The organism is Robertmurraya mesotrionivorans, assembly GCF_050971805.1.
Classification (GTDB): Bacteria; Bacillota; Bacilli; order Bacillales; family Cytobacillaceae; genus Robertmurraya_A.
The window spans coordinates 1-20,065 of sequence record NZ_JBPCCH010000023.1 but is presented as its reverse complement, the minus strand read 5'-3'; the positions used below and the strand labels follow the sequence as shown (position 1 = coordinate 20,065).

General features: G+C 39.9%; 23 protein-coding genes, 1 rRNA gene and 1 riboswitch. Of the genes, 18 read left to right on the top strand and 6 right to left on the bottom strand.

Annotation, left to right across the window (positions count from 1 at the left end):
• Positions 1 to 212 precede the first annotated feature (212 nt).
• Positions 213 to 306, top strand: a riboswitch (cyclic di-GMP riboswitch).
• 32 nt (positions 307 to 338) lie between these two features.
• The gene (sinI, locus tag ACRX5O_RS21715; protein WP_433907860.1) at positions 339 to 473 is read left to right on the top strand and encodes a DNA-binding anti-repressor SinI; all 135 of its coding nucleotides are present in this window, start codon (positions 339 to 341) and stop codon (positions 471 to 473) included.
• Positions 474 to 603: 130 nt separating this feature from the next.
• On the opposite strand, the gene ACRX5O_RS21710 is transcribed toward sinI, so the two are convergent.
• Positions 604 to 933: a helix-turn-helix domain-containing protein gene (locus ACRX5O_RS21710; protein ID WP_066052684.1), complete on the bottom strand. Its 330-nt coding sequence runs from the start codon at positions 931 to 933 to the stop codon at positions 604 to 606.
• Positions 934 to 1,507: 574 nt separating this feature from the next.
• Between ACRX5O_RS21710 and map the strand changes: the two genes are divergently transcribed.
• The 3 genes from map to ACRX5O_RS21695 all read left to right on the top strand — a co-directional run bounded on the left by map (position 1,508) and on the right by ACRX5O_RS21695 (position 3,840).
• On the top strand, positions 1,508 to 2,260 hold the full coding sequence (map, locus tag ACRX5O_RS21705) for a type I methionyl aminopeptidase (RefSeq protein ID WP_433907859.1): 753 nt from the start codon (positions 1,508 to 1,510) through the stop codon (positions 2,258 to 2,260).
• A 49-nt stretch (positions 2,261 to 2,309) separates the two neighbouring features.
• A complete protein-coding gene (locus tag ACRX5O_RS21700) occupies positions 2,310 to 2,498 on the top strand; it encodes a hypothetical protein (RefSeq protein ID WP_433907858.1) in 189 nt (62 codons plus the stop codon).
• A gap of 361 nt (positions 2,499 to 2,859) precedes the next feature.
• Entirely contained in the window at positions 2,860 to 3,840 is a 981-nt protein-coding gene (locus ACRX5O_RS21695) for an HD-GYP domain-containing protein (RefSeq protein WP_433907857.1), read from the top strand.
• Positions 3,841 to 4,316: 476 nt separating this feature from the next.
• On the opposite strand, the gene ACRX5O_RS21690 is transcribed toward ACRX5O_RS21695, so the two are convergent.
• Positions 4,317 to 4,541, bottom strand: a complete 225-nt coding sequence (locus ACRX5O_RS21690; RefSeq protein ID WP_433907856.1) for a DUF1128 domain-containing protein — start codon at positions 4,539 to 4,541, stop codon at positions 4,317 to 4,319.
• Positions 4,542 to 4,687: 146 nt separating this feature from the next.
• Here ACRX5O_RS21690 and ACRX5O_RS21685 point away from each other — a divergent pair, with 146 nt between their 5' ends.
• From ACRX5O_RS21685 to ACRX5O_RS21675, 3 genes are read left to right on the top strand one after another with little or no spacing between them, the layout of a single operon-like run.
• Positions 4,688 to 5,173 (top strand): low molecular weight protein-tyrosine-phosphatase, encoded by a 486-nt coding sequence (locus ACRX5O_RS21685; protein WP_433907855.1) that lies wholly within the window; start codon positions 4,688 to 4,690, stop codon positions 5,171 to 5,173.
• A gap of 1 nt (position 5,174) precedes the next feature.
• Complete coding sequence (locus tag ACRX5O_RS21680) at positions 5,175 to 5,501, top strand: YtxH domain-containing protein (protein WP_119706726.1); 327 nt, start codon at positions 5,175 to 5,177, stop codon at positions 5,499 to 5,501.
• A 25-nt stretch (positions 5,502 to 5,526) separates the two neighbouring features.
• A complete protein-coding gene (locus ACRX5O_RS21675) occupies positions 5,527 to 6,351 on the top strand; it encodes a YihY/virulence factor BrkB family protein (protein ID WP_433907854.1) in 825 nt (274 codons plus the stop codon).
• A gap of 27 nt (positions 6,352 to 6,378) precedes the next feature.
• Here the strand turns inward: ACRX5O_RS21675 and ACRX5O_RS21670 are convergent, their stop codons facing one another.
• Positions 6,379 to 8,298 (bottom strand): heavy metal translocating P-type ATPase, encoded by a 1,920-nt coding sequence (locus ACRX5O_RS21670; RefSeq protein WP_433907853.1) that lies wholly within the window; start codon positions 8,296 to 8,298, stop codon positions 6,379 to 6,381.
• Between the two features lie 259 nt (positions 8,299 to 8,557).
• Positions 8,558 to 9,739, bottom strand: coding sequence for an MFS transporter (locus ACRX5O_RS21665; protein ID WP_433907852.1), 1,182 nt, complete (start codon positions 9,737 to 9,739; stop codon positions 8,558 to 8,560).
• A gap of 139 nt (positions 9,740 to 9,878) precedes the next feature.
• On the opposite strand from ACRX5O_RS21665, the gene ACRX5O_RS21660 reads away from it, so the two are divergent.
• Complete coding sequence (locus ACRX5O_RS21660; protein ID WP_433907851.1) at positions 9,879 to 10,271, top strand: OsmC family protein; 393 nt, start codon at positions 9,879 to 9,881, stop codon at positions 10,269 to 10,271.
• 31 nt (positions 10,272 to 10,302) lie between these two features.
• On the opposite strand, the gene ACRX5O_RS21655 is transcribed toward ACRX5O_RS21660, so the two are convergent.
• Positions 10,303 to 10,716, bottom strand: coding sequence for a pyridoxamine 5'-phosphate oxidase family protein (locus tag ACRX5O_RS21655; RefSeq protein WP_433907850.1), 414 nt, complete (start codon positions 10,714 to 10,716; stop codon positions 10,303 to 10,305).
• Between the two features lie 90 nt (positions 10,717 to 10,806).
• Here ACRX5O_RS21655 and cax point away from each other — a divergent pair, with 90 nt between their 5' ends.
• From cax to ACRX5O_RS21640, 3 genes are all read left to right on the top strand, one after another.
• Positions 10,807 to 11,865, top strand: coding sequence for a calcium/proton exchanger (gene cax, locus ACRX5O_RS21650; protein WP_433907849.1), 1,059 nt, complete (start codon positions 10,807 to 10,809; stop codon positions 11,863 to 11,865).
• Between the two features lie 460 nt (positions 11,866 to 12,325).
• Positions 12,326 to 12,928, top strand: a complete 603-nt coding sequence (locus tag ACRX5O_RS21645; protein ID WP_433907848.1) for a YczE/YyaS/YitT family protein — start codon at positions 12,326 to 12,328, stop codon at positions 12,926 to 12,928.
• Between the two features lie 84 nt (positions 12,929 to 13,012).
• The gene (locus ACRX5O_RS21640; protein ID WP_433907847.1) at positions 13,013 to 13,840 is read left to right on the top strand and encodes a YfkD famly protein; all 828 of its coding nucleotides are present in this window, start codon (positions 13,013 to 13,015) and stop codon (positions 13,838 to 13,840) included.
• Between the two features lie 55 nt (positions 13,841 to 13,895).
• On the opposite strand, the gene yfkAB is transcribed toward ACRX5O_RS21640, so the two are convergent.
• A complete protein-coding gene (gene yfkAB, locus ACRX5O_RS21635; RefSeq protein WP_433907846.1) occupies positions 13,896 to 15,014 on the bottom strand; it encodes a radical SAM/CxCxxxxC motif protein YfkAB in 1,119 nt (372 codons plus the stop codon).
• A 166-nt stretch (positions 15,015 to 15,180) separates the two neighbouring features.
• Here yfkAB and ACRX5O_RS21630 point away from each other — a divergent pair, with 166 nt between their 5' ends.
• From ACRX5O_RS21630 to ACRX5O_RS21600, 7 genes are all read left to right on the top strand, one after another.
• The gene (locus tag ACRX5O_RS21630; protein WP_433907845.1) at positions 15,181 to 15,366 is read left to right on the top strand and encodes an SE1561 family protein; all 186 of its coding nucleotides are present in this window, start codon (positions 15,181 to 15,183) and stop codon (positions 15,364 to 15,366) included.
• A gap of 93 nt (positions 15,367 to 15,459) precedes the next feature.
• Positions 15,460 to 15,645: a DUF4083 family protein gene (locus ACRX5O_RS21625; RefSeq protein ID WP_430776815.1), complete on the top strand. Its 186-nt coding sequence runs from the start codon at positions 15,460 to 15,462 to the stop codon at positions 15,643 to 15,645.
• A 5-nt stretch (positions 15,646 to 15,650) separates the two neighbouring features.
• Positions 15,651 to 16,289, top strand: coding sequence for a hypothetical protein (locus tag ACRX5O_RS21620; RefSeq protein WP_433907844.1), 639 nt, complete (start codon positions 15,651 to 15,653; stop codon positions 16,287 to 16,289).
• A 237-nt stretch (positions 16,290 to 16,526) separates the two neighbouring features.
• Positions 16,527 to 18,077 (top strand): fumarate hydratase, encoded by a 1,551-nt coding sequence (locus tag ACRX5O_RS21615; RefSeq protein WP_433907843.1) that lies wholly within the window; start codon positions 16,527 to 16,529, stop codon positions 18,075 to 18,077.
• A 54-nt stretch (positions 18,078 to 18,131) separates the two neighbouring features.
• On the top strand, positions 18,132 to 18,656 hold the full coding sequence (locus ACRX5O_RS21610) for a chloramphenicol phosphotransferase CPT family protein (RefSeq protein ID WP_433907842.1): 525 nt from the start codon (positions 18,132 to 18,134) through the stop codon (positions 18,654 to 18,656).
• 65 nt (positions 18,657 to 18,721) lie between these two features.
• Positions 18,722 to 19,531: a delta-lactam-biosynthetic de-N-acetylase gene (gene pdaA / locus ACRX5O_RS21605; RefSeq protein WP_433907841.1), complete on the top strand. Its 810-nt coding sequence runs from the start codon at positions 18,722 to 18,724 to the stop codon at positions 19,529 to 19,531.
• A 363-nt stretch (positions 19,532 to 19,894) separates the two neighbouring features.
• Positions 19,895 to 20,065: ribosomal RNA gene (locus ACRX5O_RS21600) — 16S ribosomal RNA — on the top strand; the annotation flags it as partial.

Below are 20,065 nucleotides of genomic sequence, written 5' to 3'. Positions count from 1 at the left end.
GTGACATGAAGGCTTATGATTTTTGTGCTTGATCTTACAAATGTTAAAAAATGTATGTGACCTTTGGTGCTAAATTGTTCTTTATGGAGGTCTGTGTCGAATAGTGTAAGTAAAAAGTTGGGAAATTTTAAAAGTATGTGACAAATTTTTACACAATTTACTAAAATCGAGTAGTAAAATGATTGATAAGTGAATCACATGGGGTACGAGAATACAGAAAAAGGCAAACCTTCTGAAAAGAGGGGACGCAAAGTCGCAGGTCTAAGGTAGTTAGAAGTTTTTTGCTAAGACGGCTGGACTGCCTGGAATACGATCGTATTTTAGGGGGAGATTGAGGGATGTTGGAAACGAGTGACGTTACGTTAGAAGAGCTAGATTATGAGTGGATGATGTTGATCATTGAGGCAAAAAAGTTAGGCCTAGAGAAAGATGAGATTAGAAGATTTTTAGGTGAGAAGGAAATTAGAGGGTAAAAAGAAACTGGCTTACTTAGCATGTTGTTTCATACATAGAATGAGAGTATTTCTATTTGGGTCGGACCATATGGGAATGCTTTTTATTTTGGAAAAAAAGACAAAATCACCTGGATTTTGTCTTTTTGCATTAGTTATTATTTGATTGATTACTTCTCCATTTATTAAACTCAAGAAATTCTTTAAACTGATCCTTTGAAACCCCGGAGTTCATAGCCTCTTTCACAAGCTTCATCCAGTCAGAGTCTAGTTCGTCTTTATTGGGGTGCTCGTGTATAAGATGGTCAACTGGTACATGAAGGACAGCTGAAATTTTCTCGAGAAATTGGATAGATGGATTCGTTTGTAAATTTCTCTCTAATGAACTTAAGTATGATTTAGCGACACCAGCTTGTTCAGCTAGCTCAGACATGGACATTTTCTTTTCAAGACGAAGTTTTTTAACACGATCTCCAATCATCTAGATCACTCACCTATCTCTCTGTATGAATTCATAATAGCAAAAAAATTTGGTTAGTTCCATATTCAGAACGAAAATAGTAGATTTCGTTCTTAAAATTTCTTTAGTTAGTCACAAATGGATGGTTAATACGGTTCTAGTGATTAAAAGCTGATTAACAACTTTTAATGCTTCTATGTAGCATTATACACAATACAATTCGTATTGAAAGTGATAATTGTGGGCGTAACTAAAAAATTTCCATTGTCCACCCCAGATGGACAAAACCACCCAATCTGTCCACGAACGGTGATAGACACCACAAAAAGACAGAATGGCCCATTTTGTCCACGAAGGGTGTCTGTCACCCTTTTATACCCGGGATTGGGGTGGGTGAAACCTATTTTTTTTGTTCGACAAATTCTTTTTTGGATTTTGTTGTTTTTAAAGGGGGGAAGGGAATTCAATCAAACGTTTGATTGACTATTGTTTGCGGATATCTAACAAAATTAGACATAGGAATGCTTTGCTAATATAGACCGATAGAGAGTACAATAAAGACTATACATTATTGGGATTTGGGGAAGTGAGATAAATGATTGTTTTAAAATCACCTCGTGAAATTGAGGCCATGAAAAAAGCCGGGGAGCTTCTGGCTGCTTGTCATAAAGAAATTAAAAAAATGATCAAACCAGGAATAACAACTTGGGAAATTGACCAGTTTGTTGATAAATATTTAGCGCAGCATGGTGCAATTGCTCAGCAAAAAGGTTATAGAGGTTACGAGTACGCAACATGTGCTAGTATTAATGATGAGATTTGCCACGGCTTTCCAAGAAAAGAACCTCTAAATACAGGGGACATTGTCACCATAGATATGGTTGTCAATGTGAATAGCGCCTTAGCAGACTCTGCGTGGACGTATATCGTCGGAGAAGCTTCTGAAGAAACAAACCGCCTTGTAGAGGTAACAAAAACTAGCTTATACAAAGGAATTGAAGCAGCCATCGTAGGAAATCGAATCGGAGATATCGGACATGCGATCCAAACCTACGTGGAAGGAGAGGGATTCTCGGTCGTAAGAAACTTTATTGGTCATGGAATTGGCCCCTCCATTCATGAAAAGCCGGATGTTCCGCACTTTGGACTACCGGGCAAAGGTCCTCGCATAAAAGAGGGAATGGTATTTACGATCGAACCGATGGTTAATGTCGGAAGCTACGAAACAAAGATGGATTCCAATGGTTGGACAGCTCGTACCGTGGATGGAAAAAACTCAGCTCAATTTGAGCACACCATTGCCATCACGAAGAATGGTCCGATCATTCTAACGGATCAAGGTGAATAATCAATCAATATCAACACAAAACTATATGAAGCAAGATGGAGGAAGACCCATGACAGAAAACCATGAAACAGAAAAAAAGAAAATTAGCTTACAAGATGCGATTAAGCAACAACTAGAAAAAAAGAAAAATCAGCAAGCAGGAGGAAAAGCTAGCGCCAACGGTCCTGCGACAACAAAGAAAATGAAAAGCCAGCAAACCAAAAAGGTGAGCAATCAACGCCGTAAGATGGGTGTGTAATTAGCAAGAATTAAAATTAGGGAACAACACGTCAACTAGTGCTGTTCCCTATTGCTTTTAAAAACCATTATTCCTCATCTTGTACTTCGCCATCGCCAATCTCATCTTCTCCTGGTGCATCGTCACAAGCAACGACAGACGTCACTAGAAAACCAGCAAGCAATATCATAAGAAGTTTACGTACCACTTAACATCCCTCCTTTCGATGTCTAGATAACTCAAACATATTATTTGGAGATTCCATCCAAACTATTCCCCTATCAATCCTATAGAAGGAGTGAAACTTAGGAGTAAAGGACAATAGTAATGAAGACGAACAATTTGTATACTAAGGGTAATAATGAGTGCAGAGGGAGTAACCATGAGATTAATTCGAATTGATGAATATGAGCCACGCACCATGCAGTTGGCGAAACCGATTTTTGATCGGCAGAAAAGGGTGCTCCTTGCAGCAGGACGCTCGATCCATCCAACATACTTGCAAAAGTTAATCGATCTTGATATTCGATATTTATTTATAGAGGACGCAGAGTCATTCGGAATTTCAATGGAGGAGATGCTCGATGTTCCGACATGGGTGGATGCAGTAGATGTACTACAAGCTGTTTATAAAGCGGTAGAGAAAAAGGAAGAACTTCCGATTAGACCGATTCAACAGCTTGCTATTAAGCTGGTTGAGGAAGTAAACAAAAGAAAGGCCATTCTTTTAATTCCTGCCTCTTCATTAGCGGAAGATCTACGAGAGTATGCCCACTCGGTTAATGTCACACTTCTTGCGTTGCAAATTGCGAAAAAATATCAAATTTCTCAAATGCAAATTCGTGATTTAGCAGTCGGTACATTACTTCATGACATCGGAAAAGCTCTAACCCCTTTGGAGGATGATCATCCCAGGGTAGGGTTTGAATATTTACGAAAAACAAGAGAAGTGAGTTTGCTTTCTGCTCATGTTGCCTATCAGCACCACGAAGCCTTTGATGGTAGTGGAGTACCTAGGGGATTACTTGAAAAAGAAATACATGAATTTGCTCAAATCTGCAGCATTGCAAATCTTTACGAAAATGCATTATCGAAAAAGGGAATTCCTCCCCATGAGGTGATGGAGTACGTAATGACAAAAAGTGGAACGCTTTTTAGCACAGATCTTGTTAAACTATTTGTCCAAGAGGTACCACACTTTATTCCTGGCACGAAGGTCATACTAAACAATGGGCGAAAAGCGATTGTCACGAAAGTAAAAGGGAATCTTCAAAGACCGTTCGTACGATACTTAGATTCAAATGAAGAAGTTTCGTTAGCAGAAAATCACACATTATTAATCACAGAAGTGTTGGATCAGTAAAAAAGAGCCGAAAAAAATCTAACGGGTGGCACAATGGCTGTTGGGCCCCCTCAATTTAATATACAATTTATCTTACAAAAAATTTAAAAATAAGCGGAGTTTTTTCGGTTAAACTGCAGAGTAGAGCTCTGTTCAGGGTATATAAGCGGAGTTTTTCCGATTAAGCAAAGTAAAATTACCCATTTTCACGTTTTTTGAGTCAATAGTCGGAATCTTTCCGTCTATTTAAGCTATTATCAGTGCTATTTCCTAATTAAGAGAAATTTCTCCGCTTAATTATCAAACCCTGCTGATTCCCTCATCTGGGTCCGCTCTTTTATGGTTGGGTAGGGAGCTTCGTTCAACAGGCAACCAAAAATGGATATTAAAAATGGCTCAGTATAGTGAACTGAGCCATGCATTACAAATTGGGCTATATTTTCGGGTTTTGCGACAGGTAACGGAACCCGTTAGAAAAAAATCGGTTCTTCTTTTTATTATTGTTTACGAAGATTTCCTAATTCTTCCGCTAATGCTTGCGTTTCATTTGGGCTAAACGAATCTCTTTTCATCACTAGGTCATAAATTTCTTTTAGCTCTTCATACATATTTTCATCAAAATGTGATGGTTTGATGGCCCCTAAATTCAATACCTTTAACTTTTCTTTTATCTTTTCAATCATATATTCCACGTTTTCTACTGATTTCTCAGACAAGTTCATCGTTCGTTCTCCCCTTTTTCTGCAAGCTTGTAGAATTATCTTTCCATGTTCCCCTACAAAAGTCAAATGAATTTCAGCAACTTCTTGCCTGAAAGGTTGAAAAGCCGTTCCTTTTCCTACAAAATGTAGAAAGGAGGGAAATAGTTATGGTTAAAGTTTTATTTGTGTGCCTCGGTAATATTTGTCGTTCACCAATGGCAGAGGCGATGTTTCGTGATTTAGTGAAAAGGGAAGGATTAGAACATAAAATAACGGTTGACTCTGCAGGTACGGGAGATTGGCATCTTGGGAAGCCTCCTCATCAGGGAACACAAGATATATTAAGTCAGCATCAGATTAGTTTTGAAGGTCAGGTGGCTAGACAAATCGTTGCTGCTGATCTGAACGAGTTTGATTATATTGTGGCAATGGACTCTCAAAATGAAAAAAATATACATAAGCTGAAATCTCTTCATACGAGTGCAAAAATTGTAAAACTTCTTGATTATGTTCCGGAGGCAGAAAAAGTGGATGTTCCAGACCCGTACTTTACCGGGAACTTTCAAGAAGTGTTTGATTTATTAAAGATCGGCTGTGAACGTTTGTTACAAGAAATTCAAACGAATGAGAATGCAAGCTGGGAGGGAAAATGAGATGAGTGGAACAAAAAAGTTTTGGACAGGTGTCCTTTGGGGAGCTCTTGCCGGAGGGGCAATCAGTCTACTCGATCGTGACACAAGACAGGCCGTCGTACAAAGCTGTAAAAAGACAAGTGGGGAGCTATCCTATTATATCAAGCATCCAGATGAAGTTGTCGAACAGGTGAAGGATGCGACAACAAAAATTCGTTCAACCGTTGAGCAAGTGAGTGGAGATATTTCTTTTATCGCAGACAAGGTAGAGGAACTTCGTGAAGTAACACCAGCGGTAACGGGGATCGTAAAGGAAACGAAAGAGGCATTTCAAAAGGAAGAGGAATAGTTGATAGTAAAGAAGGGGGAATGGAATGGTTATTAATCTGAGATTTCTTACCTTACTTACAAAAAGAGTATTGCAGGATGATGTATTTGGACTGGCTGCACAGCTAGCCTACTTCTTTCTGCTTTCTTTATTTCCGTTGCTAATATTTTTAGCGACGCTTATTTCGTTTTTACCCATTTCTCAACCAGAGCTCTTAGGTTTTGTGGAAGATTTTGCTCCGACAGAATCCTTTACACTTATCGAAACCAACTTAAACGACATTATGGAAAAAAGAAACGGGGGCTTGCTCTCTTTCGGGATCATTGCCACCATTTGGTCAGCATCAAATGGCATTAATGCCATTGTTCGAGCATTTAACCATGCGTATGATGTCAAAGAGAGCCGTTCTTTTTTTGTCGCAAGGGGCATGTCTATCTTATTAACCTTTGCGATGATTTTTGTCTTTATTGTCGCTTTGTTGCTTCCTGTTTTCGGGAAGCAAATCGGCATATTCTTATTTTCTGCATTTGGTTTATCAGATGAATTTTTGTCGATCTGGAATGCGCTCCGATGGGTGGTTAGTTCGCTCATTTTGTTTACGGTATTTGTTGGTCTTTACTGGATCGCACCAAACAAAAAATTCAAGTGTGTCCGTGCTGTACCTGGTGCTATTTTTGCAACAATCGGTTGGGCGCTGGTTTCGCTTGCTTTTTCGTACTATGTCAGTAATTTCGGTAATTACTCGGCAACCTATGGAAGCATCGGAGCCATCATCGTATTGATGATTTGGTTTTATATGTCAGGGATTATTATGATTATTGGTGGAGAGATTAACGCACTTTATAGCAAAATGAAGGACGAAGCATGCTAAAAAGCCGGGGATGATCCCCGGCTCTTTCTATGACTTTAATAAACGTAAACTATTCAAAATAACAAGAATCGTACTTCCTTCATGTCCAATAACCCCATAAGGAAGGTCTAAAAATTGGAGGAAGTTTGAAGCAATTAACAACATGATGACAGTGATGGAAAAAATTACATTTTGTTTGATTATTCGATTCATTCTTTCAGAAAGTGTAATCGCCTCGGCAATACGAGGAAGGTCGTTCTTCATTAACACGATATCAGCTGTTTCAAGTGCAACATCTGAGCCTTCGCCCATGGCAATCCCCACATTGGCGGTTGCTAAGGCAGGAGCATCATTGATTCCATCTCCAACCATTGCAACGGTACCAAAACGTTTTCGAATTTCTTTTAATTTTTCCACCTTTGTTTCCGGAAGGCATTCGGCTACGTATTCATTCACGTGACTTTCACCAGCGATGGCTTCAGCTGTTTTTTCACTGTCACCTGTTAACATGATGGTGTATATCCCTTTTGCTTTTAATAAATCAATGGCCGCTTTTGTTTCCTCACGTACCACATCCTTTAATGCAATAAGGGCAACAAGTCTCTCATTTTGGTTCACAAATACAATTGTTTTCCCTTCAGATGCGAGCTGTTTGGCTACCCCATTAGAAAAGTTTTCTGCCTCAATCTTGCCGACAAAGTCAGCTTTACCAATTTTCCAATCCATCCCGTCAAGACTTGCTTTCACACCATATCCCGATACATCTTCAATGCTCTCAGGATGATTTAGTGTAGCCCCTGTTTCTTTTTTTACATAAGTAACAATCGCCTGAGCTAGTGGATGATTCGAATGATTCTCAATGGATGCGACTGCTTTTAAAAGGGGCTGCCTTTCCAAATCTTCGACTACAATGATATTGGTTACCTCAGGCTTACCTTTTGTAAGTGTTCCTGTTTTATCAAAGGCAATGGCCTGTAAGTGGCTAAGGTTTTCTAAATGTACCCCGCCTTTAAAAAGGATGCCGTGCTTCGCCCCATTGGAAATGGCAGATAAGGTTGCTGGCATGATCGACGCAACTAACGCACATGGGGAGGCAACCACAAGTAAGATCATGGCCCGATAAAAGGTTTCCGTCCAACTCCAGCCAAGGGCATAATGTGGAACAAACATCATGAGTACAACGACGGCAAGAACAACTTTTACGTAAGTCCCTTCAAATTTTTCAATGAAAAGCTGCGAAGGTGATTTTTCACTTTGTGCTGATTGAACCAATTGAATGATCTTTTGAAATAAGGTTTCGCTGCTTGGTTTAGTGATTTCAACAGTAAGAGATCCATTTACATTCACCGTACCAGCAAACACTTCTTCCCCGATTCCTTTACTTACAGGAATCGATTCTCCTGTAATAGCCGCTTCATCTAAATTTGATTGGCCTTTAATAATTTTCCCGTCTGAAGGGACGCGTTCACCAGGCTTTACTAAAATATGATCGCCGATACGAAGCTCGCTTACATGAACCGTTTCCTCATGACCACCGCGAATGAGAAGTGCCTCTTCAGGCTGAAGCTCCATTAATGCGGAGATCTCTTTATGGCTCTTGTTCATCGTGTACGTCTCAAGTGCACCACTCATCGCAAAAATAAAGATAAGAATGGCACCCTCTGTCCAATAACCGATAATCGCTGAACCGATTGCCGCAAAGATCATCAGCATTTCTACGTTTAATTCCTTGTCTGCAATCGTATCTTCTATTCCTTCCTTTGCCTTAGCAAATCCACCGATAACAAAAGCGAACAGAAAAGCAACAATAGAAGCTGTTGACCAATCGATTTTTTCTAATGTCCAACCAACCGCAATTAGAACCCCACTAGTAATCGCAGCAATTAATTCAGCATGCGGCTTCATTTTTTCAAAAAAGCTTTCATTAGCTTCAATAGGTCTCTCTAAAGCCTTTAATTCTGTATTCATATTCTCTCCTCCATTTGTCTAATTGAGAAAAATAATCAAAGTCATTACCCCTAAAAAACACGAAAGCTGTCATCTAATGATGACAGCAGAATTGCTTGGTTTATATTTTATTAAGTTCATCATACCATATATTTTATGAGTTCAGAAGGGATTTGCTCATTATATTTTTCTTCCCTAGAACCATGGATGGTTAGAGAATATACTACATTTACATACATTGTAATAGTTTCAATTTTAAAATAAGTAAAAAGTCAGAGAATCACGCACTTTTTTCACTGGCTAAGTTTACCTTCATCCGTTTTCCAAACACAACAATCACAAGGAAGATGGAAAAAAGAAGAGTGCTTACGATATGAAAAAAGCTGATTTGTTTAAAGGCTTGAATGATTACTCCACCAATAGAAGGTCCTGTTAAGCTTCCGAGGCTAAAGGCGATTCCGCAAAGCAAATTTCCTGTAGGTAATAGATTTTTCGGCATAATATCAGTCATGAACGCTATTCCAAGCGAGAATGTCGAACCAACCACCATACCGGCTGATAAGAAACAAATAAATAAACCAAGGAATGATTCTTCTAAAAAGCTCGCTGCCGAGAAACTCGTAAATCCAAGAAATAAAATGACAATCAACACTTTTCGACGACCAAAGCGGTCACTAAGGATTCCAAGCGGTAGCTGTGTAATAATCCCACCAACTGCAAAGGAAGTAAGCAAGATAGACACCTCTGACACTTCAATACCAGACCTGAGGGCATATACCGGAAAAATTCCATTCAATGATGATTCCAAAAAGCCATACGCAAGAGGTGGCAAAAATGCAACCCAACCGTACTTTAAAGCTTGCCCAAATCGTTTTCCCGTGTCTTTCAAGCTGCCAATCCCTTCGTCATTGTCAGGGTACTCATTTTTTAATGCAAAAATAAAGACCCATCCGACGAGACACATGGCTGATGAGATGATAAAGGGAAGTGACAGACTGATATTTACAAGCGGTGTCATCAGTGGTCCTACCGCAAACCCTATTCCAAAAAACAATCCGTACAAAGAAAGATTTCTTCCTCTAGTTGCTTCTGGAGAAGAAGAAGTAATCCATGTTTGTGTCGCAAAGTGAAGGGCGTGGTCACCTATCCCAATGAAAAAGCGAAGCAAAAGCCAAAACCAAAAGTTTTGCCACAAAGGAAAAAGAGCAAGGGCAACAACGACCAATAATCCCCCAATTAAAATAATATTTTTATATCCGAACTTTCGAAGCGGCTGCTCCATAAAAGGAGAGGCTAGAAGGATTCCTATATATAAAGCAGTAGCATTCATTCCGTTCATTCCAGAACTGATCCCGCTTTTTTCAAAAATAACCGCGACTAATGGCAGTAGCATCCCTTGGCTAAAGCCTGAAATCGCTACAATGCTGACAAGTACCCAGAAAGCGTGTTTACTATTTTTCATGATTGTTTCTCCTCCATATTTCTTCTCCCATCATACAAGAATATTTCGAAGGTTGAAACAAATTTTTACCATGAAGTTCTTTTTAAAAATGGAAAAATAGTGTAATCTCATGTGTATGAAATCATATCGAGGTGAGAAAATGGAATTTCATATGAAGGATGTCGGGTTTTACACAGAAACACCATACGGAAGATTAGATGTTGCAGGTGATGAAGCTTACGGATTCCGTCCTTATCAGCTTTTAGTTGCTTCGGTTGCCGTATGCAGCGGGGGAGTTCTTCGCAAAGTGCTTGAAAAGATGCGCATGACGATTGAAGATATACACATTGCTACAGATGTTGAAAGAAACAAAGAGGAAGCAGATCGAGTCGAGGTGATCAAAGTTCACTTTACGATTAAAGGTATGAACCTAGACGAAAAGAAAATCCATAAGGCAATGGAATTAACGCGGAAAAACTGCTCGATGGTTCAATCCGTAATTGGAAAAATTGAGATCATTGAAACGTTTGAAATTGCTTCAAATGGATCATAAAAGGGAGGGGCAGAGTTTTCTGCCCCTCGTTTTAAATAGTTAGCTCTTCCGGCTCACTGCCAGCTTTTTCAAAATAAAGGATTCTTTCTGGCTTGAAAGCTAATAATACGTAATTCGGATCATCCGAGCCAGACATCCATTCAGCTAATGAGTCGTCCCAAAATCTTTTCCGTAGGTCTGGTGATTCCTCAATGGAGGCGGTTGCTTCAATTTCGCAATAATGATTGGTAAAGCTTCCCGCTTCGAGACCGAGTAGAATATGAACATTTGGATTTGCATTCATGTCATCCAGTTTATGCGTGTGTTTGTGAGTGGCTGCATATAATGTCAACCCATCGTGAAAAAAGAGCATAAATCGGCTAAAGGGTTTTCCATCTTGAATCGTAGCAAGCGTTCCAATCGCGTGTTTATCAAGCATATGTAGTACTTTATCTTTTACATTCATGATGATCTCTCCTTTTATGAAGCTATCTATAATCTGTCTCGTAAACGAGTTTTTATGACTGATAATTTTTACATGAAAGAAGGAAGGTATATGGCAAATAAAGTGTTCTTGATATTAGTCCTTATTGGTGTGCCGTTATCTGTGATCGGTACAATGATGCACTGGTCTAGTATTATCATGTTTATCATCTACTGTTTAACGATTATTGCGTTATCTAGTTTTATGGGGAGAGCGACCGAGAGTTTGGCTATTGTTACGGGACCTCGAGTAGGGGGATTGTTGAATGCGACCTTTGGCAATGCGGTGGAATTAATTATTTCTGTATTTGCATTAAAAGCAGGATTAACGGGTGTCGTGCTTGCCTCATTAACCGGTTCTGTACTTGGAAACCTTTTGTTGGTGGCAGGACTTTCATTCTTTGTCGGCGGACTAAAATATAAAAGACAAACCTTTAATGTGTTTGATGCAAGGCATAATTCCGGATTATTAATGTTTGCCGTGATTGTTGCATTTGTGATACCCGAAGTATTTTCGATGACCATGGAACCAACGGAAAAAATGTCCTTAAGTGTTGGCATCTCCGTGATTTTAATTCTTTTATACTTAGCGGCTTTATTTTTTAAGCTGGTTACTCACCGAGGGGTATATCAAACCACTCAGGAAGGTGGAGAACATGAAGAAGAGGTACCAGAATGGGGAAGAAACAAAGCGATCGGAGTTTTATTTATTGCCACACTTGCTGTCGCTTACGTTTCTGAAAATCTCGTTCATACCTTTGAAGTAGTCGGAGAAACCTTTGGATGGACCGAGCTTTTCATCGGAGTCATTATCGTAGCCATTGTTGGAAATGCTGCCGAGCACGCATCGGCGGTTATTATGGCTTATAAAAACAAGATGGATATCGCAGTAGAAATTGCGGTGGGGTCGACACTGCAAATATCGATGTTCGTTGCACCTGCGCTCGTGTTAGTTTCTTTATTTTTCCCAACACCGATGCCATTAGTGTTCACTATACAGGAGCTGATTGCGATGGCGTCGGCTGTGTTATTGTCGATTATCATCGCAAACGATGGAGAATCCAACTGGTTTGAAGGGGCCACCTTGCTTGCTGCCTATTTTATTATGGGGATTGGATTTTACTTATTATAAAGGCTCTTTTCTTAAGAAAAGAGCCTGCAAACTAAATTCTAAAGTGCAAAATAGCTATTGCCACGTTAAAATCGTCCTTAAGATTTTAACAACAATCTTTACGAAAACAGCCATAATAAATGCCAAAAAAGACTCTGTATCAAGAAACGGTACAGAGTCTTTTCTTATTTTTTTTAAGTAATATTTACATTTCCAAGAATATGTTGGACAAGGTTGGAATAAAAAGATACAGACGCTTGTTTTCTAGTTTATCAACTCCCTCTCTATTATGATGGTTTCGTTAAAGAAGAGACGAATAACAAGATAAACTACAAACCTCCTTTTAAAAGTGTTAAGCGTATGTTCTGCTATCCTCCTTTGTTTAGAATGTAAGCTAATTATAGCTCACAAAGTTATTTATGTAAATATTCAGAACATTACAATATTGTTACAATTTGGCGAAAGGGGGCTTATTTACTCGTTGTTTATACATCGCTTATTGTTCTATGTTGGTGGACTTGCTATTTTGACTTTAGGTGCGTCTCTGACCATAAAAGCTGATCTTGGTGCTGGCCCTTGGGACTCGTTGAATGTTGGGTTGACCCATTTGCTAGGGCTAACGGTAGGTGGTTGGTCCATCATTATTGGTCTACTGTTAATCTTCTTGAATGCTCTGATCAAGAAGACGATGCCTGAAGTGTCCTGTGCAATCACGGTAGCTATTAGTGGGATTTTTATTGATGGGTGGCTATTATTTGTGTTTGATGCGTTTCATCCAGTAGGATTCTATCCTAAATTAATAAGCCTTACCGTGGGAATCCTACTCATTTCATTAGGCATCGCTACGTATATACAGGCAAGATGGCCACTTAGCCCAATTGATGACTTTATGATTGCCTTGAAGGAGAGATACAAGATTACTCTCGGAACAGCCAAAACGATAGGTGAGGTGTTAGCCTTATGCTTTGCCGTTCTCCTTCATGGGCCGATTGGGTTAGGCACATTTGCTGTGGCACTTGGTCTTGGGCCGTTTATTGCTTTTTTTAGTTTGATGTGGGAAAGAGTTTTAATTAAGAGATGGTAGAAGTTTTTGGCAAATGGATAATTTGATGGAACTCCGAAAAAACTAATATCAAATCTATGAGTTAGCTGAAAGGAGTTCCACTACATGAGAAAGTTATTGTATGCGCTAGTCGTTGGCTTTCTTTTCTCGCTCTTATCTTTTTCCACCATACACGCTGAAAAACCAGCTGCACCTGAAGCAAAAAAGGAAAAGCAACAACAACAGGTTCAAGTTCCAAACTCAGTACTAAACATTACAAAAGAAAATACATATCCAAACCCAACGCAGGATATGCCGACCTTGCAACCTAGTGAACTGACGAAGGATTTAATTGAATCTTCTAAAGTGAAAATTGAAAACCCAGAATTGATTCGCATGTTAAATGAAACGACTGTGAACAGTACACCATTCGCTGTCGGTTACCGTGCGATCATTTACTTAGGACAGTGGCCGCTAAATTATGAATCAAGTGAAACGGCACCGAACTGGGAATATCAAAAAATTAATACGAATTATGTAGACAATCGTGGTGGAAACGCAAACTACCAAATGCATTATGTACAAGAAATGCAGAAAATTGTACGCGGTGGCTTAACATCAAAGGTGGCTAATGCAGAGGATGTTAAGAAAATGATGCTGTTAAAGGCTGCTGAAAAAACAGGTCTTCCTCTCGCATTTGAAACCGTAGTTGGCGGGGGAACGAAGAAGGATCAAGTATACAATGTACCGCCGAAACGCCTTGGCTATCTGTATGGATACGCACCAGCTGTAAATGAAAAAGGAAAGGTCACTTACGGTGAAGTGTATATCATGCTTAAAGGCAGCAAAAAGATGATTGTCGTGAAAAACGTGACGTCGCAAGGAATTGGCGCTTGGATTCCCGTTCAGGACCATGTATCATTTGGATTCATCGCACCAGATAAGCCGAGATAAGTGGGAGAATGAATAAAGGGTCGATCACTAAACTTGGTGATCGACCCTTTTGTTTTTAGATATAAGCTTTACGTGTAGAAAAATCAATGCCTTTATAATAACTGTTTTTCACTAGCACATTCGGCCCAAGGCAGCGAGCGGCTGGGCAGTGGCAGCTTAAGCTTTTTGCCAAGGGGGTCTCAAGCCATTTATTAAAAATGCCTGGTAACTCATCGGTTTGGATATTTCCAAGTGGTGGAGTATCACCGAAATCGGTTACGATGACCTCACCAGTAAAAATATTAATATTGAGTCGTGAGCGTCCATCGGGATCATTGCGGACAGTGACATTTTTTGCATGATAAAGCTTTTGTAAAAGAGCTTGATCTTCTTCACTTGTGTTACACGCATAGAAAGGAAAAGTTCCAAACAGCATCCATACATTTTCGTTACGGAAGTCAAGTAATCGATGCACTGCTTGGCGAATTTCGTCTAGCCCGAGAACTTCCAGATTTGATGCAAAGTCGGAAGGATACATCGGGTGTATCTCATGACGTTGGCACTTCATCTCCTCAACGATCTGCTCGTGAATACTTTCTAAGTATGGAAGAGTTCGCTTGTTCAGCATCGTCTCCGCAGATACCATCACTCCAGCCTCGACTAGTGCACGGCTATTTTCAATCATCCGAGTAAAAAGTGCGGCACGCTGTTCGCGAGTTGGTTTCTTCTCCATCATCGCAAACCCACCGTCGATAAAATCATCTATCGTTCCCCAATTATGCGAAATATGAAGAACATCTAGATAGGGACTGATTTTATAATAGCGTTCAATATCTAACGTAAGATTTGAGTTAATCTGAGTACGAACACCACGTGAATGGGCATACTCAAACAAAGGAAGCACATAGTTCTCAACAGACTTGAGTGAGAGCATTGGCTCTCCACCTGTAATACTAAGCGAGCGAAGATGCGGTATTTCATCAAGCCTTTTAATTAATAAGTCAATTGGCAATCCCTTAGGGTCCTTTGGTTGCAAAGTATAACCAACTGCACAATGCTCACAGCGCATGTTGCAAAGTGTGGTCGTTGTAAATTCTATATTTGACAGGGTCATTTTCCCGTGTTGTTCCACATCCATATAGGCTTCCCAAGGATCATATTGGGGAGTGATGGCTGGTTTGTTAATTGTCTTCATCGATTCTCTCCTTTTCAAGATCATCCTTTGCTATTATCAATTTGTATGATGAATCTGTCAATCCATGTTCAAGTTCTTCGAAAAATGGGGAAAATAGAAGCAAACAGCCTTGAAAGTTGGAAGGAATTTCTGTAGGATGAAAAACGAGTGAAAGGAGCGAGTCGAATTGGGTAACAAAGTTAGCGATAAAAATACACAGGTTACATTTTTAAAACAACGATTAAATATGTTTATTGAAGTATTGGATGCCATTGAGCCAGAAAATACAGAGCTTGAAGATATCGATCGTCTTATTGAAATGATTGATGATTTAGAATCAAAATGCCGAGAATTTAATAACCGTGATCTATAAATGATAAAGTGTAGCTTAGTTTAGCTGCACTTTTTTCTATGATGAAACTTATGTTTGATGAATTCGTACATATATATAGAAAGGATGTGGAGAATGTTGAATATGGGAGATTTGTTATTTCAAATTTTATCAATGCTGTTAATGGTCGGGTTTGTTACCGTGTTTATTTACATACTTGTGAGCTATTTAAATCGGTCGAAGAAACCTTCATCTTCAGCGATTGAAGAAAAACTTGACCGCATTATTGAATTGCTCGAACAGGAGAGAAAGAGGGAATAACTTTTATGTTAAGTAGAAGTCAGTTTTCGATTATATTAGGGTTTGCCATCGTTCTTGGTATCATTGCGGCATTGGTTGACATTCCATTTTGGATATTAATCGTGGTGATTTTATTGATTACTGCGGCAGTGAGCTATTTGCCAATCATGATCAACCTCTATATAACGGACGATATGAAAAAGGTTGAGAGGTTTTTAGAAGCAAGACTGAATCAGCCTATATTTCATTTTTATTATGCGTTAGCAAACGAGGATGACTTTCAGGTAGAAAAAGCACTTCGTGATGTGCGTGAAAAATATAAAAAGGGTCATTATTATTCGATTTATTCTGTTACATATGCTGCATATAAAGGAAAGTTAGTGGAGGAAAGAGACTTAATTGCTCAGATCAAGCAGCCAGCGTTGCGATTGTATTATGAGGGGCTATTGGCCATTGAGGAGGAAGAGCTGGAGCGTGCCTCGCAACTAGCTAGTGAGCAGAAGAAACCGTGGATGAAGGAAGCGATATTAGCGGAGGTTGCAGGCAAACGTGGGGAGAGGGATCTCGAAATCAAGCATCAGCAGGAAGCGATTCAATTGACGCACGGGCTTCAGAGGTATTTGTTGGTGAAAAAGTATGGGGTTGCGGGTGGAACTCGCGGATAAAAATAGGATTTTCTATGAATGCTGATCGTGGCCGTGATATTCACGGCCGTTTTTTAAATTCCAAGGAGTGAATTGAACAACTCGCCGATAAACCGATCCCTCACCAAACACTCCTCATCTGTAACCGATTCCTGCTAAACCCTTTCCATCAAATCGTGATAGGAGTATAATATGTGATGGGGAAATGTTGAAAAATTCATACTTATTTTTTAGATACATGGGGAAGGGGAACCAGTCATGAATATCGAGAAGTTTCAGGAAAGTATGTATCAACTCATCGTAGAAACATCAACAAAGTTACCAAAGGATGTTCGACGTGCCATTCGTGCGGCGAAGGAAAAAGAGAGCGCAGGTACACGCTCAGCGATGAGCTTAGCAACGATTACAAATAATATTAAGATGGCAGACGACAATGTGTCGCCAATCTGTCAGGATACAGGGCTACCAACGTTTAAAATTAAAACGCCTGTTGGAGCCAACCAAATCGTGATGAAAAAAGCGATTAAAGAAGCGATTGCTCAAGCAACTAAAGACGGAAAACTTCGTCCAAACTCAGTTGACTCTCTTACGGGGGATAACAGTGGAGACAATCTTGGAGAAGGTACCCCTGTTATTAAGTTCGAACAATGGGAAAAGGATTATATCGACGTGCGCCTTATTTTAAAGGGTGGCGGTTGTGAAAATAAAAATATTCAATACAGCCTTCCAGCAGAGCTAGAAGGACTTGGTCGTGCAGGCCGTGATCTAGACGGAATTCGAAAATGTATCATGCACTCAGTATATCAAGCACAAGGACAAGGCTGTAGCGCTGGTTTTATCGGTGTCGGTATCGGGGGAGACCGAACATCTGGTTATGAGCTAGCAAAAGAGCAGCTATTCCGTTCGGTGGACGATGTGAATCCTAACGAAGATCTTAGAAAATTAGAAGAGTACGTGATGGATCATGCTAATGAACTGGGAATTGGTACGATGGGATTTGGTGGGGAAACGACTCTCCTTGGTTGTAAAGTAGGTGTCATTAACCGTATTCCTGCGAGTTTCTTCGTATCAGTAGCTTATAACTGTTGGGCATATCGCCGTTTAGGAGTAGAGGTGAATCCAGAAACAGGTGAGATCAATAGCTGGATGTATCAAGAAGGTGAGAACGTAGATTTTGCTGCGGAACAAGAAGCGCAAGCGCAAACAGCTGCATCTCAAGAAACAGAGAATCGTGTAGTTACTCTTGAAGCTCCTATCACAGAAGAGCAAATCCGTGATCTTCAAGTGGGCGATGTTGTCAAAATTAATGGCATGATGTACACGGGGCGCGATGCCATTCATAAATATTTGTCTGACCATGATGCACCGATTAGCCTTGACGGACAAATCATTTACCATTGTGGACCGGTTATGCTAAAGGATGACGAAGGCAAATGGCATGTAAAAGCTGCTGGACCAACAACCAGTATTCGTGAGGAGCCTTACCAAGGAGATATCATGAAGAAGTTTGGTATCCGTGCGGTCATTGGAAAAGGCGGAATGGGTTTGAAAACTCTAGCTGCATTAAAAGAACACGGTGGCGTGTACTTGAATGCAATCGGGGGAGCAGCACAGTACTATGCTGATTGTATTAAATCGGTTGAAGGTGTAGACCTTATGCAATTTGGAATTCCAGAAGCGATGTGGCATTTAAAAGTAGAAGGTTTTACAGCAGTTGTGACAATGGATTCCCATGGAAACAGCTTGCATCAAGATGTGGAAAAATCATCTTTAGAAAAGCTAGCTAAATTCAAAGAACGAGTATTTTAATATAGGATCGAGTGCTGTAGTAGCACTCGATTTTTTTACATGATGGAGGAACAAATGAAGGGGAATATTATCTTTTTAAATGGTGTTTCAAGTGCGGGGAAAAGCACATTGTCAAAGGACATCGTGAAGCTTCTTCCTAATTATTTTCATTTTAGTGTGGATGACTTTGACACAATCATTGAAAGGATGGAAGAACGCGGGACAGCCCGTCTAATACCTGTCCCTACAGAAACGTTTTTCCATCGGTCAATTGCCATGTTTTCCGATCAAGGCATTAATCTGATTATCGATCATGTGCTGCACGATCAAGAAACGATAACAGATGCCTATCATACACTAAGAAATTATCCAATCTATTTTGTTGGTGTTCATTGTCCTGTGGAGGAACTGGAGAGGCGGGAATTGGTACGCGGTGATCGAAGAATTGGACAAGCAAGACTACAGCTTCAGTTTGTTCACCAACAGAATGAAGCCTATGATATAGAAGTGGATACTTTTACTAACGGTACGGAGGAGTGTGCCCAAGCAATTGCCGAATTTGTTTTAGCTAACGAAGCTTCACTCGGTTTTTCCAAATAACATGAATGATTTTCTCTCTAATTACGGACAATAAGGAAAACTTGTACTGTGAGAGGGGACTACAGATGAAAAAGCTGTTAGCCATCCTTTTTTCCTTATTGCTTAGCTTTTCGACCATCGTCTCAGCAAGTGTCTCCAATGCTCCGATTCACTGGGGCTTTAAGAAATCTTCAGATGAAGAACCGGTCGAAGCCGGAAAAGAGTATGATGAGCTGTTAGAGAAGTACGGAGCCTTTTATAAAGGTGATCCAAACAAAAAGGACATATACTTAACATTTGATAATGGCTATGAAAATGGGTACACAGCCAAGGTGCTTGATGTACTGAAAAAAGAGAAAGTGCCTGCCGCCTTTTTCGTAACTGGTCATTACTTAGAAAGTGCCTCTGACCTTGTAAAGCGGATGGCTGATGAAGGTCATATTGTTGGCAATCATTCGTATTATCACCCAGATATGACGACCATAGGCGACGAAAGATTTTACAGAGAGCTTGAAAAAGTTCGTGCAGGTACCGAAGAAATAACTGGTGTTAAACATATGGTGTACCTTCGCCCGCCTCGAGGGGTATTTAGTGAACGTACCCTTATGAAGGCAAAGGAAATGGGCTACACGCACGTTTTCTGGTCTCTTGCTTTTGTTGACTGGTACCGCGACGACCAAAAGGGCTGGCAGTATTCTTATAATAATGTGATGAAGCAGATTCATCCGGGAGCAGTACTGTTGTTGCACACTGTATCTAAGGACAATGCGGATGCTTTGGAAACAATCATTAAGGATTTAAAAAAGAAAGGTTATACCTTTAAAAGTTTGGATGAATACACTCGCGGTGAGGCAATGAAGGATCCGATCTTTAAGATTAGGAAACGAAATAAATGATAATTAGTGATGCGGATATCTTTGATGTCCGCAATTTCTATGTTCATTAAAAAAAAGAGAGAAAGTTATTGTGTTTTATCTTGGAATTATGTAAGATAGTCTTCGGCTTCAAAAAAGTTGAAGGCTCTTTAAAAATAGTTTGAAAACAGAAGTTGACTTCTGCGAATCAAGATGATATAGTAATACATGTAGCCGACAACGACGACTTGAAAATAACTTTTAAAAAGTTTTTTCGTAGAAGTTGACAACGGTGAAAAGAAATAGTATGATAATCAAGTGCTTAATTGAACCTTGAAAACTGAACAAGACAACAAACGTCAACGTTAATTCTAAGTTTTAACTTTTAAGAGCTAATCTTACTCTTTATTGGAGAGTTTGATCCTGGCTCAGGACGAACGCTGGCGGCGTGCCTAATACATGCAAGTCGAGCGGATCTTTGGGAGCTTGCTCCCGAAGATTAGCGGCGGACGGGTGAGTAACACGTGGGCAACCTGCCTATGAGACTGGGATAACTCCGGGAAACCGGGGCTAATA